Below are 15,255 nucleotides of genomic sequence, written 5' to 3'. Positions count from 1 at the left end.
GGGTGACAGCCGAGACGGACGCGGGTCGGACACTACGGGGGGCAGGCGTTGGATCGGCTGCTGCCCCCGGCGCTGCGCGCGTGGCTCGGGGTGATCGCGGGACTCGCCGCGCTGATGGTCGTCGTACTCGGGATCCGGTACGCCGGGCACGGCCGGCCCGGCATGGTGGACGGGTGGATCCAGCCGACGGTGGACGGGGTGCGGCCGCCGTGGCGGCGGGTCGCTCTGGTCCTGGACTTCCTGGGGGAGCCCGTCGGATCGATGCTGGTGATCGCGGCCCTCGTGACGGGCTGCCTGCTGCTTCGGCGGCCCCGCGCGGCGGTGCTCGTCGTCGTCGGCGTCGGCATCGCGGTGGGGACGACGACGCTGCTCAAGCACCTGGTGGGGCGCACCATCCACGGCGGGTACCTGTCCTACCCGAGCGGGCACACCGCCTTCCTCACCGCGCTCGCCGTCATGGCGGCGCTGCTCGCGACCGGCCGGCTCGGCCTCGGCAGGACGGCCGGCACGCTCCTCGTGCTGGGCGCGGCGCTGTGTGCCGGCGCGGCCATGGGCTGGGCGCAGGTCGCCCTGGGCGCGCACTACCCGACAGACGCCCTCGGCGGCTGGTGCACCGCGCTGGCGGTGGTACCGGCGACCGCGTGGACGGTCGACCGGACGGCCGAGCGGATGGCCAACGGCGGCCGCTGGAACCGCCGCTGACGTCGCGTCACTTCATTTCACGAGAAGCGGCGGAACACCGGCTTCACCGGCCGCTCGGCCAGCCACGGGCTCGGGTCGGCGGCGTCCAGGGCCTTGCGGTACACCGCACACGCCTCGGCCACCACGTCCACGGTGCGGGCGATGTCGGCGTCGTCGAGGGCGCTGCTCACCACGAACGACGGGGCCAGCACCCCGCCCGCGAGGAGCCGGCGCAGGAACAGGGTGCGGTACCGCTGCGACGGCCGGCGGTTCTCGTCGAGGGTGGCGAAGACCAGGTTGCTGGCGCGGCCCCGGACGACGACGTGGTCGCCGACGCCCATCGCGGCCGCGGCCTCGCGGACACCGGCGGCCAGCCGCTCACCGAGGTCGTGGAGCCGGGCGGTGATGCCCTCCTCGGTGTAGGTGGTCTGCACGGCCATCGCGGCGGCGAGCGAGTGCGTTTCCGCCCCGTGCGTGGTGGACAGCAGGAACACCCGGTCGCCGGAGTGACGCAGCCCGCCCCGCTCCATCAGCTCGCGGCGTCCGGCCAGCGCGGAGACGGCGAAGCCGTTGCCCAGCGCCTTGCCGAACGTGGAGAGGTCGGGGACGGCGCCGTACAGGCCCTGGGCGCCCGCCTCGGACCAGCGGAAGCCGGTGATCATCTCGTCGAAGATCAGGACGCAGCCGTGCCGGTCGGCCAGCTCGCGCAGGCCGGCGAGGTACCCGGGCGGAGGCTCGGTCGTACCGGCGGGTTCGAGGATCAGGCAGGCGACCTCGTCCTGGTACCGGGTGAGCAACTCCTCCGTGGCGGCCAAGTCCCCATAGGGGAAAGCCACGGTGAGCTCGGTGGTGGCCGCGGGGATGCCGGCGGACATCGGCGTGGTGCCGATGAACCAGTCGTCGACGGAGAAGAAGGGATGGTCGCCGCAGAGGGCCACCCGCGGGCGCCCGGTGACCGCGCGGGCCAGACGCACCGCCGCGGTGGTGGCGTCGGAGCCGTTCTTCGCGAACTTCACCATCTCCGCGGTCGGCACCGTCGCCAGGAAGCGCTCCGCGGCCTCGACCTCCACGATGGACGGCCGGACGAAGTTGCTGCCGCGGTCGAGTTCCCGCCGCACCGCCTCGAGTACGCGCGGGTGGGCGTGGCCGAGGCTCACCGACCGCAGGCCGGAGCCGTATTCGATGTAGCGGTTGCCGTCGACGTCCCACACGTGGGCACCGCGGCCGTGGCTGATGACCGGGGCCAGGTGCTCGGGGTACTGGTCGTCGCCCTTGGCGTAGGTGTGCGCGCCGCCGGGGATCATGGCGTGCAGCCGCTCGTTCGCCATTCGCGACCGGGGCAGCAGGAACTCTTCGCCGTCCACGCTGACTTCAGCCCTCCCTGTGCCGCAGGATCTCGGCGAGGCTCGGTGCCTTGCGGTCCCGCTCCGACATCGAGACGACCGGCAGCGGCCAGGGGATGGCGAGCTCCGGGTCGTCGAAGGCGATCGTAACGTCCTCGGCCGGATCATGGGGGCGATCTATCCGGTACGAGACATCCGCGGTGTCGGTCAGCGCCTGGAAGCCGTGCGCGCACCCCGCCGGGACGTACACGGTCACCTGCGTCTCGCCGGACAGGTCGAAGAAGGCCCGGTTGCGGTAGGTCGGCGAGTCGGGCCGCAGGTCCACGACGACGTCGAAGACCTGCCCGTACGAACACCGCACGAGCTTGGCCTCACCGGCGCCCGAGCGCAGGTGCAGGCCGCGCAGCACGCCCCGGACCGAGCGGGACACGCTGTCCTGGGCGAAGCCGTCCGGGTCGAGGCCCACCGAGCGGACCACGTCGGCGTCGAACGTGCGGCAGAAGAAGCCGCGTTCGTCGGCGTACGGCGTCGGCTCGAACAGGAACGCGCCGTCGATCGACGGGACTTCGGTCGCCTTCATGGGGTCTCCCGCAGGGCGTGGGTGTGGTCGGCCGCCGGGAAGAGGGCCGCGGTCAGGGCGGTGAACTGGTGCTCGAGCTGCCGGGTGGCGGTCAGGTTCCGCTCGGCGAGGGTGCGCCGCAGTTGCGCCGATCGCCGCTCCAGCTCCCGGAATTGCTCCAGCAGCCGCTCCGCGTCGACCTCGCGGGCCGGGTGGCAGTACGCGGCGAGCCCCATGCGGTCCATGAGCGCGTCACTCTTCGCGGCGTAGCTGAGGGCGAGGATCGGCGTGCCGACCTTCAGCGCGCAGATCAGGTTGTGGTAGCGGACGGCCACGGCCGTGTCGACCGCCGCCATCTCCTTCATCAGGTCGGCCAGGGAGCGGGTTTCGGCCGTGGTGACCAGCGGCGAGTCCACCGCGTCGAGGATCGCGGTGACCACCGGTGCGTCGACCTGGTCGCCGGTGAGCAGCCGGACCGGCCTGCCCTCCTCGATCAGCGCGCGGACGAACCGGATCGTCCCGTCGAGGTAGCGCCGGTGGATCTCCTCGGCCCGGGCGCGGTCGTCGTTGCCGCCGTGGAAGGCCATGACGCCGACGCAGACCGGGCCCGGCGTGCCCGAGGGCGCGCTCGCCGCCGGAGTCGGCAGGGAGAAGGCGAGGTCCGGGTAGACCTCGTCGTGCGCGGTGTCCACGCCCATCGCCCGCATCGCGTCGCGGGACGGGGCGTCCCGGTACGACCGGTACGTGGCCAGCCGCGCCGACCAGCGCACCAGGGCCCGGGTCGGCCGGTTGCCGATCGGGGCCGCGCCGACGCTGACCAGCGCGACCCGGGTGCCGAACAGCCGCCCGGACGCGCAGAGCAGGAACAGCGCGTACGGGAAGCCCCACGGCCGCAGCGGCAGCGTGGCCTCCAGGACGCCCATGCCCGGCACGATCACCACGTCGTGCCGGCGCACCCAGGCGGCGGTGCGGACCGCGTCGACGAGCTTGCCCAGCCCCTTCGCCACGACCGCGCCCGCCCGCGACGCGGTCCGGTATTCCCCGCGGTACCAGTGCAGCCGCGTCGCGGGGATCCCGTACCGGGTCGTGACGACCTCGGGACCGCCGCACAGCGCGTCCACGACCGCCTCCGGGTGCGCGGCGCGGAGGTAGCCGAGCACCGCTTCGAGCGACCCGTCGTTGCCGAGGTTGCCGGAGCCGAGCAGGCCGAACACCCCTACGCGCACCGGGGTTTCGTGTCCGGGTGCGGTGTCCGCCCGCCCTGTCGTGTCCGTCTGCCCCGTCATGCCCGCCTCCCCGCCCGCCCGGCGACGAGGTCGTCGACGGAGACGGTGAGCAGGGCCGGGTCGACGGGGGCGCGGTCCTCGATCCGCTCGCCGGCGCCGGGCCGGACCCGGCTGGTCATCCATGCGGCGAGGTGGCCGTAGCACCGGCGCCGGTCCGCGGCGGACAGCGGCGCCCGCCCGATCGCCTCGACGAACCCCCAGACGTATTCGGCGAGCAGCCGGGGCGTCGGGTGCAGCGGGCCCGCCCGGCGCGGGTCCAGGTTGGCGCTGCGGGAGCGCTTGGACGGGTTCGCCCGCTCGGCGCGGGTGGGGTGGTCGCGCCGGAAGTAGAGCAGCTCCGGCACCTGGTGGAAGGGCCCGTGCAGGGTGATCTCGGCGACGAAGGTGCGGTCCGCGTGGTGGTAGCTGTCGAGCGGTTTCACCCGGCGCAGCACGTCGGCCCGCATCACCCCGTAGAAGTCGTCGCCACCGGGCTCGAACAGCAGGCTGCGGAAGCGCTCCGGCGGTTTGGGCGAGTCGGTGGCCAGCCCGTACTCGTAGGGGAGCGTCACCTTGCCGTCGCCGTCGATGACCGCCTGCCCGGAGTGCGCGAGGATCACCTCGGGTCGCTCGTCCAGGGCCTCCACGCAGAGTCGCAACAGGTCCCGGGCGTACAGGTCGTCGTGCGAGGCCCACTTGAACAGCTCGCCGCGGCTCTCGGTGAACACGAGGTTGTGGTTGGGCGTGGCCCCGACGTTGCGCGGCAGCCGGAGGTAGCGGATGCGCGAGTCCCGCGCGGCGTACCGGCGGCAGATGTCCTGGGTGCCGTCGGTCGAGGCGTTGTCGGAGATTACCAGCTCGAAGTCCTCGTAGGTCTGGCCGAGCAGGGCGTCGAGCGACTCGGCCAGGTACTCCTCGCCGTTGTACACGGGCAGGCCGATGCTCAGCCTGGGTTGGGCGGTCATGGTGTCCTCACTTCACGGATGGAATCTTGGTGGTGCTCGCGCAGGGCGGAGCGCAGTTGGAGCCACCACACGGCCGAGCTGCTGACCGTCGCCGCGGCGACGCCCCAGGACGAGCCGACCGTGCCGGCCACGACCGCACCGCCGACACCGCCGCCGGCGTAACAGACGGAGGCGAACATCTGGCAACGCAGGCTGCGCCGGGCCGCGCCGAGCGCGCGCAGCCCGGCCGCCGCGCCGGTGCCGAGACTGGCGCCCGCGACGCCGAGCGTGGCCGGGACGATGAGCTGCGAGGCGGCGGCCCAGACGTCGCCGAGTACGAGCTCGCCGAGCCGGTCCGGGACCAGCAGCAGGGCGGCGCCCCAGAGCAGCGCGGCGGCGGCCTGCCCACCGCCGAGCAGGAGACAGAACCGGCCGAGCCGGTGCGAGGCCCGCCGCAGGACCCGGGCCGCCTCCGCGACGGTGACCAGCGACAGCCCCATCAGCACCGCGAGGAACGGGCCGAGCAGCAGTTCGGCGCCCCGGACGGCGCCCACCGAGGTGACCCCGACGATCGCGCCGAGCCCGTACGCCCGGATCTGGTACGCGCCGCTGAGGCCGACGTTCTCGGCCAGATACCGGTAGCCGAGGTCACGCTGCTCGCGCAGCCACCCGCGGGCGCCGGTCATCCGGGGCCGGATGCCGCACTGGAGCCAGCCGTAGGCGGCGGCCACCGTGGCGGATCCGCCCCAGGCGAGCACGAAGGCGGCCACGCTGCCCACGTGCGCGGCGACCAGCATCGCCGGGACGAGCGCGACGCCCCACACGACGTCGTTGGCGAATGCCTTCTGCCCGGCGCCGGCGGCGAAGAACGAGTACCGCCAGGCGTCCTGCAGCAGCAGCCCCGGCAGTACCACGCCGAGGCAGGCCAGCGCGGGCCCCACGCTGCCGCCGAGGCCCAGCCCGGCCACCAGGCACGCCGCGCCGAGGGCGACGCCGACGCCGAGGGCGGTGCCCGAGGACCGGGCCACCGCCCCGCGCCACGCGGCCTCCGGCACGCCGCTGAAGCGCACCACGAGGGGGTCGGTGGCCAGCCCGCGGGAGACGTTGAGCACCACGCCGTAGGTCACCCAGGCCAGGCTGAACACGCCGAAGGCGGTCGCCCCCAGCGAGCGCGCCACGTAGATGCCCACCGCGAAGTTGCTGATGCTGGAAGCCGCCTGGTCGGCCAGCCCCCAGGACAGCCGGCCGACCATGGCCCGCATGGCGGACCGCCCGGCAGGCCCGGGCGGGGCCTGCGGCACCGTCGCTTCGTCCCCCTCCGTGGTCATCGGTGTCATGCCTTGATCAGTCCGGCACCGCACAGGGCGTCGGCCGCGGCGACGACGGTGTCGAACGGCAGTCCCGACCGCTCGGCGACGTCCAGCAGACCGTGCTCCCCGTCGGAGAGGCTGAGCACCCAGAGCATGGCCATCTGCGCCTGCTTCGCGTCGCTGCGGCCGCCGAGCGAGTCGTACAGCCCGCGCCGCCCCAGCTGTGGTTCGCCGTAGGGGCTGAGGTTGACGTACCGCCGGTCGCGGTCGAGCACGGCGAACGCCTCGCGGCAGACGGCGAGGGTGTCCGCCATCGCCTCCGGGGAGACGAAGTCCGGGTTGTCCGCCGAGGTGTGGTATTCCGGGTAACCCGCGTACGGGGTCCGGCTGAGCGAGCCCACGCCGAGGTCGAAGCCGGGGGAGCAGAACTGCCGCTCGTCGTAGCCGTACGGAGTGAACTCATTGATCTGGTGCGGGCGTTCGGACGAGGCCAGCACGTACCGCAGCACCCGGTCGATCTCCGCGTCACCGCGCCTGCTCTGTTTGTACGTCAGCTTGCCCGAGTCGCCGGCGCAGGCCAGCACCAGCCCGTGCTTGACCTCCTCGATCCGCTCCGCGTTGCGTGCGAGCCAGGTGATCGCCCCGATGGTGCCGGGCGCGAACAGGAACCGATAGGTGTAGTACGGCGTTTCCCGCGCCAGCGCGCGGGCCAGGTACGTCGCCACCGCGATGCCGGCCAGGTTGTCGTTGGCCAGGGACGGGTGGCAGACGTGGCAGGAGACGATCACCTCGTCGGTGACCTGCCCCGGGACGACGTGCTCGGCGTAGGTGAGGTGGCCGTCCGCGAGCGTGGAGTCGATACGGACCTCGTACGCGCCCTCCGGCAGCGCGTCCAGGGTCTCCTGGGCCAGACAGAACCCCCACTCCGGCGTGTAGTAGCTGGTGCGGTACGGCACCCAGGCCGGGTGGTCCGGCAGGGTGTGCAGGTGGGGGCGCAGCTCGGCCAGCGGCATGGTCGCCGACACCGGCACGCTGTAGCCGAGCACGTGCAGGCTGGACGCGGCGAAGTCGACGACCCGCTTGCCGGTGGAGTCGGCGACGTACGCGTCCCGGATGTTCCACTCCTGCGGCACCGTCCAGTCGAGCACGGGCGTCCCGGTCGGCACCTCGTGCACCTGGAGCGGGATGTACTCGCCGACGATGTCCAGGGTGGCGCGCACGCCGTCGCCGGTGATGCTGCGGCACAGCGGGTACAGCCGCTCCACCAGCGCGTGCATCTCCGCGCCGACCGCGGTCATCGGCGCCACCGCAGGGTGTTGTCGACGGTGCCGGCCTCGGACGCCGCGCGCAGCACGGCCAGTCGGGTGAAGCGCTGCTCGAAGTCCTCCTGGGTCAGCCCGTGTTGGCGGTAGGCGTCGGCGAGTTCGAGCGCGCCCCGCTCCACCGTCCACTCGCAGTCGAAGCCGGGCACCGCGGCGCGGAACCGGGAGAAGTCCACCCGGTACGACCGCGGATCGGCGCCGGCCTCTCCGGTGATCACGACCTTCGAGCCGGTCACGGCCGCGGCGACCTGCTCGGCGATCTCGGCGACCGTGACGTTGTTCCTCTCGCTGCCGATGTTGAACGCCCGGTCGTGCACCGCTTCCCGCGGCGCGACCAGCGCGGCCGCGAAGGCCCGGGCGATGTCCGCGGCGTGCACCAGCGGCCGCCACGGGGTGCCGTCGGAGAGGACGAGGACCTCGCCGGTCAGGAGCGCGTGGCCCACCAGGTTGTTCAGCACGATGTCGGCGCGCAGCCGGGGCGAGAAGCCGAAGGCGGTGGCGTTGCGCAGGTACACCGGGGTGAAGTCGCCGTCCGCCAGGGCGTGCAGGTCGTCCTCCACCCGGACCTTGGACTCCGCGTACGGCGTCACCGGGCGCAGCGGGGCGTCCTCGGTCACGAGGCCGTCGCCGCCGGAGGCGCCGTAGACGGAGCAGGTCGAGGCGTACAGGAAGCGCCGCACCCCGGCATCGCGGGCCAGTTTGGCCAGCCGTGTGGAGGCGTGGTGGTTGATGTCGTAGGTGAGGTCCGGCGCCAGCGATCCCAGCGGGTCGTTGGACAGCGCGGCGAGGTGGATCACGGCGTCCACCCCGGCGACGTCATCGGCCGTGACGTCGCGCAGGTCGACGCGCCGTCCCGGCGGGTCCGCGGGCAGCGGGCCGAGGACGCAGTCGGCGAACAGGCCGGCGTCGAGACCGACGACCTCGTGCCCGGCGGCCGTGAGGACCGGGGCCATCACGGTGCCCAGGTAGCCCTGGTGTCCGGTCAGCAGTACGCGCAAGGTTCATTCCCCCAGGTCGAGAGTGAGTTTGGTGACGGCGAAGCCCTCGGCGTAGCGCGCGTGGCATTCGATGCCGCGGATCCGCGCGAGGCCGAGGAAGGCTTCCCGGTCGTACCAGGGCCGGTGCCGCTGCGAGGCGTAGTGCTCCTGCAGCAGCCGGACCTTCTGTTCGGCGATCTCCGGCGACAGCGGCTGGTACGCCGTCGGACGGCCGAGGTCCGCGTCCCACTTGACGATCTCGTAGGCGAGCACGAGATGGTCGCGGAACGCGGTGGAGACCAGCTTCGCCAGGCCGCGGTGGTCCTGGTGCGCGTCCTCGGTGCGCGGCGCGAGGACCAGATCGGGCTCGGTCTGCCCGCGCAGCTCCTCGACCGCGGCCTTGGCCTCGTCCCAGTGCGCCGGCAGCCGCCCGTCCGGCAGCTTGAGCACCGTCAGCCGCAGATCGGCGCCCGGACAGAAGGCGGCGAGCGCGGCGCGCTCCTCGTCCTCCCGCTCGCTGCCGCCGCCGGAGAGCACGAGCGCGTCGATCCGGATGCCCGGCCGGGCCCGGCACAGCGTCAGCAGCGTGCCGCCGGCGCCGATGGCGATGTCGTCGCAGTGCGCCCCCAGCGCGACGAGCCGGTCCACGGGCCCGGCGCCGAGCCGGATCACGCCCCCGCTCCGAAGCCGTTCCCGCCACCGGCCGTGCCCGCGCCCGCGCCCGCGCCGTCCCGCTCCCACACGGCCCACGGGCGGTCGCCCCGCGCGTAGGCCTCGTCGAGCGCGGCCCGCTCCTTCACGGTGTCGGTCGGCTTCCAGAAGCCGCGGTGCTGGTACGCCACCAGGCGCCCCTGCTTGGCCAGTTGGGCGCACCCGTCGGCCACCAGGTCCCCGTTCTCGGGTATGTGGTCGAAGACCTCCTGGCGGAGCACGAAGTAGCCGCCGTTCTCCCACAGCGGCATGTCGCTCACCGCGGTGATGCCCCCCACCAGGCCGTCATCGCCCAGGTCCACGCAGTGGAACGAGGACTGCGGCGGCACGACCATCATCGACGCACCGGCGTCGCGCCGGGCGAACCGGTCGATCATCTCCGGCAGCGGGGCGTCGGTCAGCACGTCGGCGTAGTTGGCGAGGAACATCTCGTCGCCCTCCAGGTAGGGCCGCACCCGGCGCAGCCGCTCCCCGATCGGCGACTCGATGCCGGTCTGCACGAAGGTGATCGTCCAGGAGGCGATGTCGGTGGACAGCAGCTCGGTCCGCCCGCCCCGCAGCACGAAGTCGTTGGACGTCGTTTCCTGGTAGTTGAGGAAGAAGTCCTTGATGTGGTGCGCCCCGTACCCGAGGCACAGGATGAACTCGGTGTGGCCGAAGGACGCGTAGTAGCGCATCACGTGCCAGATCAGCGGCCGCGGGCCGACCATCGCCATCGGCTTGGGGACGTCGTCGGAGGTTCCGCTGCGCATCCGCAACCCGTAACCACCGCAGAACAGTACGACCTTCACGGCTTGACCTCGACAATGCTCAGTTCCGGGATGGGGAAGACCAGGCGGCCGCCCCAGGCGTGCACGAAGGAAAGCTGCTCGACCAGCTCGTCCCGCAGGTTCCACGGGAGGACGAGCACGTAGTCCGGCCGGTCGGCGGCGATCTGCTCGGGTGCCAGGATCGGGATGCGGGTGCCCGGCGTGAACCTGCCGTGCTTGTACGGGTTGCGGTCGACCGTGTACGGGAGCAGGTCGGGCCGGATGCCGCAGTGGTTGAGCAGGGTGTTGCCCTTGCCGGGAGCGCCGTAGCCGACGACCGTCTCGCCGCGGTCGGCCGCGTCGATCAGGAACCGCAGGAGGTCCCGGCGCACCTTGGCCACCCGGGCGGAGAACTCGGCGTAACCGGACAGCTCCCGCAGCCCGGCGGCCTTCTCCCGGTCCAGCACCTCGGCCACCCTGGCGGTCGGCTCGCCGGCCACCTCGGCCGGGCGGGCCCACAGCCGGATGGAGCCGCCGTGCGTGGGCAGCAACTCGACGTCCACGAGGGTGAGTCCGCCGCTGGCCAGCGCCCGGGTCGCGGACGCGACCGTGTAGTACTGGAAGTGCTCGTGGTAGATCGTGTCGTACTGGTTCTCCTCGACCAGGGTCAGCAGGTGCTGCACCTCGATGGAGACCCAGCCGTCGTCGGCGACCAGGGCGCGCAGCCCGCGGGTGAAGCCGACCACGTCGGGGATGTGCGCGTACACGTTGTTGGCCACGACCAGGTCCGCCGGGCCGTGCTCGGCGCGGACGGCCGAGCCGGTGGCCTCGTCCAGGAACTCCGTGAGCGTGGGCACACCCGCCTCCCGCGCCGCCGCACCCACGTTCACCGACGGTTCGATGCCGAGGCAGCGGATCCCCCGGTCCACCATGTGCCGCAGCAGATAACCGTCGTTGCTCGCGACCTCGACCACGAAGGCGTCCGGGCCGAGAGCGAGCCGGTCGACGGCGCCGGCGACGAACGTGCGGGCGTGCTCCACCCACGAGGTGGAGTAGGAGGAGAAGTACGCGTACTGCGTGAACGTCTCCTCCGGCGTGATCAGCGGCGGGATCTGCGCGAGCCAGCAGTCGGTGCAGACCCGCAGGTGCAGCGGGTACGCCGGTTCCGGCTGGTCCAGTTGGTCCGCGGCGAGAAAGCTCTCGCACGGCGGGGTCGCCCCCAGATCGACGACGCTCGCCAGCGTCGCCGAGCCGCAGAGTCGGCATCGTGTCATCTACTGCCCCCATTCCTGCTCGCGCGGGTGCCCCGCGGCGAGCCAGCCCTTGTCATTTCCTGTCGGCGGCGCACTGTCCCCGCCGCCGGCCCGCACCGCGATCGCGGTGCGGTACCCCTCCACCAGGCGCTCCAGCCCGATGGCCGGACTGAAGCCCCGCTCGTACCGGAGCCGGGCCGCCCGGCCCATCTCCCGGCCCAGGACCGGATCGCCCGCGATCCGGCGGATGCCGGTCGCGAGCGAGGAGGCCTCGCCCGGCCGGTGCAGGACCCCGGTCACCCCGTCCTCGACGAGTTCGACGAAGGCGCCGTGACCGGCGGCGACGGCCGGGACCCCCGCCGCCATCGCCTCCACGACCACCAGGCCGAACGCCTCCAGCCACGTCGAGGGAGCCACCACGGCGACCGCGCGGGCGATGGCCCCGCGGCACTGGTCCGGGTCGTACAGGCCGACGTACCGCACGTCGTCCCGGCCCGCCGCCCAGGCGGTCACCTCCCGCTCCAGCGGCCCCGTACCGGCGATCACGAGCGGTACGCCCACACCGCCGGCCGCGGCGAGCTCGTCCCACGCGGCCATGAGCAGCCGCACTCCCTTGGCCTCCGCGAGCCGGCCGAGGTAGAGCAGGTGCTCGCCCGCACCCGCCCGGCAACTGCCCGGGTCGGGAACGAAGTTGTGCTTCACCGCCAGCCGCTCGGCCGGCATCCCGGAGCGCACCAGGACGTCGCGCTGCGCCGTGGAGATGCAGAAGAACCGCTCCACCCCGGACCACCACCGCCGCCGGTTGACCGACAGGCTGACCGCGAGCGGCACCGTCGCCAGGCGGGAGCCGCGGTAACAGCCGTGCCGCACCGCGGGCAGCGGCGTCGCCCCGACGCACTCGGTGCAGGGCCGCCCGTCCCGCTGGAGCGTGCCGGGCGGGCACACCTGCGTGTAGTTGTGCAGGGTGGCGACGGCGGGCACCCCGGCGTCGGCGCAGGCGGCCAGCACCGCGGGCGACAGGAGCGGGAAGACGTTGTGGACGTGCACCACGTCCGGCCGCTCGGCGCGGAGCCGGGCGGCGAGCTCCGCACGGACCGCCGGGTTCCACGGCACGCGCAGCGGCAGCGCGGCCTTGGCGAGCAGGGACAGGGCGCCGATGTCGTCGCTGCGCCGCTCGAACGCCCCGACCCGGTGACCGGCCTCGCGCAGCAGCGCCACCTCCTGGTCGACGACGTTGTTCTCCCCGCTCGGCTGCGCCGAGGCGTAGCGGTTGTGCACCACGAGAACGTGCATGCTCAGGTCACCTCCGTTTTCCGGGCCCAGTGCGGTAGGCGTCGTCGAGGGACATCGGGCGCCGCGAGGGGAGCGGCCGCGGCGGGTGCCGCGAGCAGCGAGGCGGCGACCGTCAGGTGCAGCAGGTACGGCGACGCGTCGCCCAGCCCGGCCTCGGTGTACGAGGCGATCGCGCAGTAGCTGATCAGGAAGATCGCGCAGGCCCGCTGGAGCGAGGGCGGGCGCAGCAGCGCGACGCCGCCCAGCACGATGATGATCGCCGCCACGATGGCGGTGCCGGTCAGCCCCTGCTCGTTGTAGACGGCCAGCCAGCTGTTGTCGATCGGCAGCCCGCCGAACGACTTGTCACCCAGGCCCGCGCCGAACAGCTGCTCCGAGGCGGTCCGGGGGGCGGCCAGCAGGGCGTCCCAGACCTTCGCCCGGCCCGTGAGGTTGGAGAAGTTCTCCTGGCTCTGGCCGCGCAGGAACCACGCCTGCAGCGCGGAGTTGAACCCCACCGCGACCACGACGGAGCACACCACCGCCCAGGCGAAGAACCGGCGGGCGGCGGCACTGGTCAGGACGAGCGAGCCGATCGCCAGCACCAGCCCGACGAGCAGGCCGAGCGTGGCCGTCCGGGTGTGGGTCAGCGCGAGCAGGACGAGGGAGGGCACGATCACCAGCGCCGCGCCGCGCCCGTCGGTGTGGCGGCCCAGTACGAGCAGCACGGTCAGCCCGATGATCACCGCGGCGTACTGGCCGATCTGCGGCGGGGTGAGCGGCCACAGCGCGCCGACCAGCCGGCCGCCGTACAGGTCGGGCATGGCCGCGCCCGGTGAGACGAGCAGGCCCGCGGCCACCGACGCGAGCACCGCGAAGTACAGCCGGATGTGGTGCCGGACGAACCTCGGGCTGCCGTCCCACCAGCGGCTGAGCAGCCACAGCGTGCCCACGAACAGGGCCAGCCGGGCGCAGCGGAACAGCGCGCCGAACCCCGATTCCAGGTGCGCGCTGGAGATCACGCTCGGTACCAGCAGCAGGGTGAGCAGGAACAGGAAGGAGCTCGCCCGCAGGCGCAGCCGGAGATTGACGGCGAGCGCCAGCGCGAACGCGGCGACCAGCGAGCCCATGGTGGCCATCTGGATGAGGGAGCGGGGCAGCGGGATGATGGTCTTCGCCCCGGCGGAGCCGAGCGTGTTGAGGATCAGCAGTCCCCAGACGATCCCGACGATCTTCGGTGCCCCGTCCGGGCTCGGCTCGGCGCCGGGCCGCGTGCCCGCGGTGTCCGGTGTGCCCGCGGTGTCCGGTGCGCCCGCCGGCTCGTCGCGCGTCAGGTCCCGGTCCATCTCAACCACCGGCCTGGGGCTGGAAGGTGCTGCCCGCGTCCTGCTGGTACGGCGCGCCCTGCCACTGCCCGAAGTCGAGCACCCGGCTCGGGTCGTGGGCGACGAAGCTCCAGGGGCCGACGTAGACGTTGTCGTGCCACCGGTTCTCCTGGGTCCGGGTGATCGCCTCGGCCACCGCTTCGCCCTTGTACGGCGACCACTCCGGGTAGGTGCCGTAGTTGGCCAGCACCGCCATGCGGCCGCACTTCTCCGTGCACCCGACGACGGAGGTGTCCAGCACGAAGCGGTTGCCGTGGACGTCCACCCGCTGGGTCTTCCACCGGCAGTCGGCGTACAGCGGCGCGGCGGCGATCGCGGGCTGGGCGCAGTGTTCGGCCCCCCGCACCAGCAACGTGCAGTCACCGGAAGAGGTGTTGGCCGTGCTGTTGCAGAACCGGTCGGCGTTCTCCCACAGGGAGATCCCGGACCAGTTGTCCTCCAGCACGTTCTCGTAGATCTCGATCTTGTCCGTGCGGGCCCGGACGCGGGGTTCGCCGCCGGACTCGGACAGGTAGACGGTCGCGTACGGGAAGTCGTCGCCGCCCTCCGCCTTCTTGCGGCCCTCGATCCAGTTGTTCCGCCGGATCGTGTTCTTCCGGATGACCGCGTTGTAGCTGGTCTCGTAGATCAGTGCGGCCCCGTCATTGGCCTCGAGCAGGTTGTCCTCGATGCGGAAGTCGTTGTTGTTGGTGTCCGCCCACAGCCCGGGGCCGCGGTTGTCGTGCACCCAATTGCCGCGTACGTCGGCGCCGTTGACGGCCCAGAACTTGACGCCCCCGGTGCAACCGCAGCCCGGCTGCCGCCGCTCCCAGTCGTCGGTGTCGTTGCCCACGATCTCGTTGCCCTCGACCACCAGGCCGCCGAGCGGGCCGCCGCCCTTGTACGCGTTCATTCCGTACTGTCCGTTGCCGCGCAGGCAGTTGGCGCGGACCCGCTGGCGGGCGCCGGCCATCAGCCCGGCGCCGGAGTTGTTCTGGATCGTGGCGTGCTCGATCACCCACCCGTCCGCCGAGTCGTGGTTGACCACGCCCTCGTTCTGCGGCGCGACGAAACCCTGCACGGTCAGGGAGCGGATGGTGACGTCACCGGCGCCGCCGCCGAACGCGTACTGGTTGGTCTTGCGCCCGTCGAGCACCGCTCCGGGCGCGCCGACGTAGGTGTCCCCCTCCTTGGGGAGGATCTGGGCGAAGCGGTCCGGTTCGAGCGTGTGCGTCCCCGGCCGGAGCCAGAACGTGGTGTGCGGGGGGCTGCTCTTCGTCTTCGCGGCCAGATCACCGACCACCGCGGGATCGACCGTCACCGACCCCGCCGGCGCCTGCGCCGGCCCGGCCGCGGGCCCGGCGCACACGCGGGCCACGGACGGGGACGGTGCGGCGGTCGGCTTCGCCGGGGCGTCCGGCGCGCTCTCGCAGCCCGTCGCCGTCAGCAGGACCAGCACCAGCAGTGCCGTCGGCAACGCCCAGTGCCGCCTCTTGATCACCAAG

The 15,255-nt window shown here is 72.9% G+C and carries 14 protein-coding genes; 1 reads left to right on the top strand and 13 read right to left on the bottom strand.

The genetic code is table 11. The features are described from left to right. Nucleotides 1-114: 114 nt before the first annotated feature. Nucleotides 115-702 (top strand): phosphatase PAP2 family protein, encoded by a 588-nt coding sequence (locus ABT084_RS20580; protein ID WP_502968983.1) that lies wholly within the window; start codon nucleotides 115-117, stop codon nucleotides 700-702. Between the two features lie 17 nt (nucleotides 703-719). Here ABT084_RS20580 and ABT084_RS20575 read toward each other — a convergent pair whose 3' ends face one another. From ABT084_RS20575 to ABT084_RS20515, 13 genes are read right to left on the bottom strand one after another with little or no spacing between them, the layout of a single operon-like run. Then, nucleotides 720-2,045, bottom strand: coding sequence for a glutamate-1-semialdehyde 2,1-aminomutase (locus tag ABT084_RS20575; protein ID WP_351045753.1), 1,326 nt, complete (start codon nucleotides 2,043-2,045; stop codon nucleotides 720-722). Between the two features lie 7 nt (nucleotides 2,046-2,052). After that, entirely contained in the window at nucleotides 2,053-2,604 is a 552-nt protein-coding gene (locus ABT084_RS20570; RefSeq protein WP_351045750.1) for a dTDP-4-dehydrorhamnose 3,5-epimerase family protein, read from the bottom strand. After that, nucleotides 2,601-3,869: a polysaccharide pyruvyl transferase family protein gene (locus ABT084_RS20565; RefSeq protein WP_351045747.1), complete on the bottom strand. Its 1,269-nt coding sequence runs from the start codon at nucleotides 3,867-3,869 to the stop codon at nucleotides 2,601-2,603. The genes ABT084_RS20570 and ABT084_RS20565 overlap by 4 nt, the downstream gene beginning before the upstream one ends. Beyond that, on the bottom strand, nucleotides 3,866-4,813 hold the full coding sequence (locus ABT084_RS20560) for a glycosyltransferase family 2 protein (protein WP_351045744.1): 948 nt from the start codon (nucleotides 4,811-4,813) through the stop codon (nucleotides 3,866-3,868). Before ABT084_RS20560 ends, ABT084_RS20565 begins: the two co-directional genes overlap by 4 nt. Continuing rightward, nucleotides 4,810-6,129, bottom strand: coding sequence for an MATE family efflux transporter (locus ABT084_RS20555; RefSeq protein WP_351045742.1), 1,320 nt, complete (start codon nucleotides 6,127-6,129; stop codon nucleotides 4,810-4,812). Before ABT084_RS20555 ends, ABT084_RS20560 begins: the two co-directional genes overlap by 4 nt. Continuing rightward, nucleotides 6,126-7,409 (bottom strand): DUF4910 domain-containing protein, encoded by a 1,284-nt coding sequence (locus tag ABT084_RS20550; RefSeq protein WP_351045739.1) that lies wholly within the window; start codon nucleotides 7,407-7,409, stop codon nucleotides 6,126-6,128. The genes ABT084_RS20555 and ABT084_RS20550 overlap by 4 nt, the downstream gene beginning before the upstream one ends. Next, nucleotides 7,397-8,422 carry an NAD-dependent epimerase/dehydratase family protein gene (locus ABT084_RS20545; RefSeq protein WP_351045736.1) on the bottom strand — a complete coding sequence of 342 codons (1,026 nt, stop codon included), beginning with the start codon at nucleotides 8,420-8,422 and terminating at the stop codon, nucleotides 7,397-7,399. Before ABT084_RS20545 ends, ABT084_RS20550 begins: the two co-directional genes overlap by 13 nt. Before the next feature lie 3 nt (nucleotides 8,423-8,425). Next, the gene (locus ABT084_RS20540; protein WP_351045733.1) at nucleotides 8,426-9,073 is read right to left on the bottom strand and encodes a PIG-L deacetylase family protein; all 648 of its coding nucleotides are present in this window, start codon (nucleotides 9,071-9,073) and stop codon (nucleotides 8,426-8,428) included. Further along, nucleotides 9,070-9,903, bottom strand: coding sequence for a glycosyltransferase family protein (locus tag ABT084_RS20535; protein ID WP_351045730.1), 834 nt, complete (start codon nucleotides 9,901-9,903; stop codon nucleotides 9,070-9,072). The genes ABT084_RS20540 and ABT084_RS20535 overlap by 4 nt, the downstream gene beginning before the upstream one ends. After that, the gene (locus tag ABT084_RS20530) at nucleotides 9,900-11,135 is read right to left on the bottom strand and encodes a class I SAM-dependent methyltransferase (protein WP_351045728.1); all 1,236 of its coding nucleotides are present in this window, start codon (nucleotides 11,133-11,135) and stop codon (nucleotides 9,900-9,902) included. Before ABT084_RS20530 ends, ABT084_RS20535 begins: the two co-directional genes overlap by 4 nt. Next, complete coding sequence (locus tag ABT084_RS20525; RefSeq protein ID WP_351045726.1) at nucleotides 11,136-12,407, bottom strand: glycosyltransferase; 1,272 nt, start codon at nucleotides 12,405-12,407, stop codon at nucleotides 11,136-11,138. It abuts the gene before it with no gap. 2 nt (nucleotides 12,408-12,409) lie between these two features. Further along, complete coding sequence (locus ABT084_RS20520; RefSeq protein ID WP_351045880.1) at nucleotides 12,410-13,732, bottom strand: O-antigen ligase domain-containing protein; 1,323 nt, start codon at nucleotides 13,730-13,732, stop codon at nucleotides 12,410-12,412. 1 nt (nucleotide 13,733) lies between these two features. After that, nucleotides 13,734-15,254: a right-handed parallel beta-helix repeat-containing protein gene (locus ABT084_RS20515; protein ID WP_351045723.1), complete on the bottom strand. Its 1,521-nt coding sequence runs from the start codon at nucleotides 15,252-15,254 to the stop codon at nucleotides 13,734-13,736. Nucleotide 15,255: the final 1 nt, after the last annotated feature.

Source organism: Streptomyces sp. NPDC002138, assembly GCF_040296485.1.
In the GTDB taxonomy this organism is placed as follows: domain Bacteria; phylum Actinomycetota; class Actinomycetes; order Streptomycetales; family Streptomycetaceae; genus Streptomyces.
The sequence above is the reverse complement of the archived record's forward strand: the minus strand, read 5'-3'. Positions and strand labels throughout refer to the sequence as shown.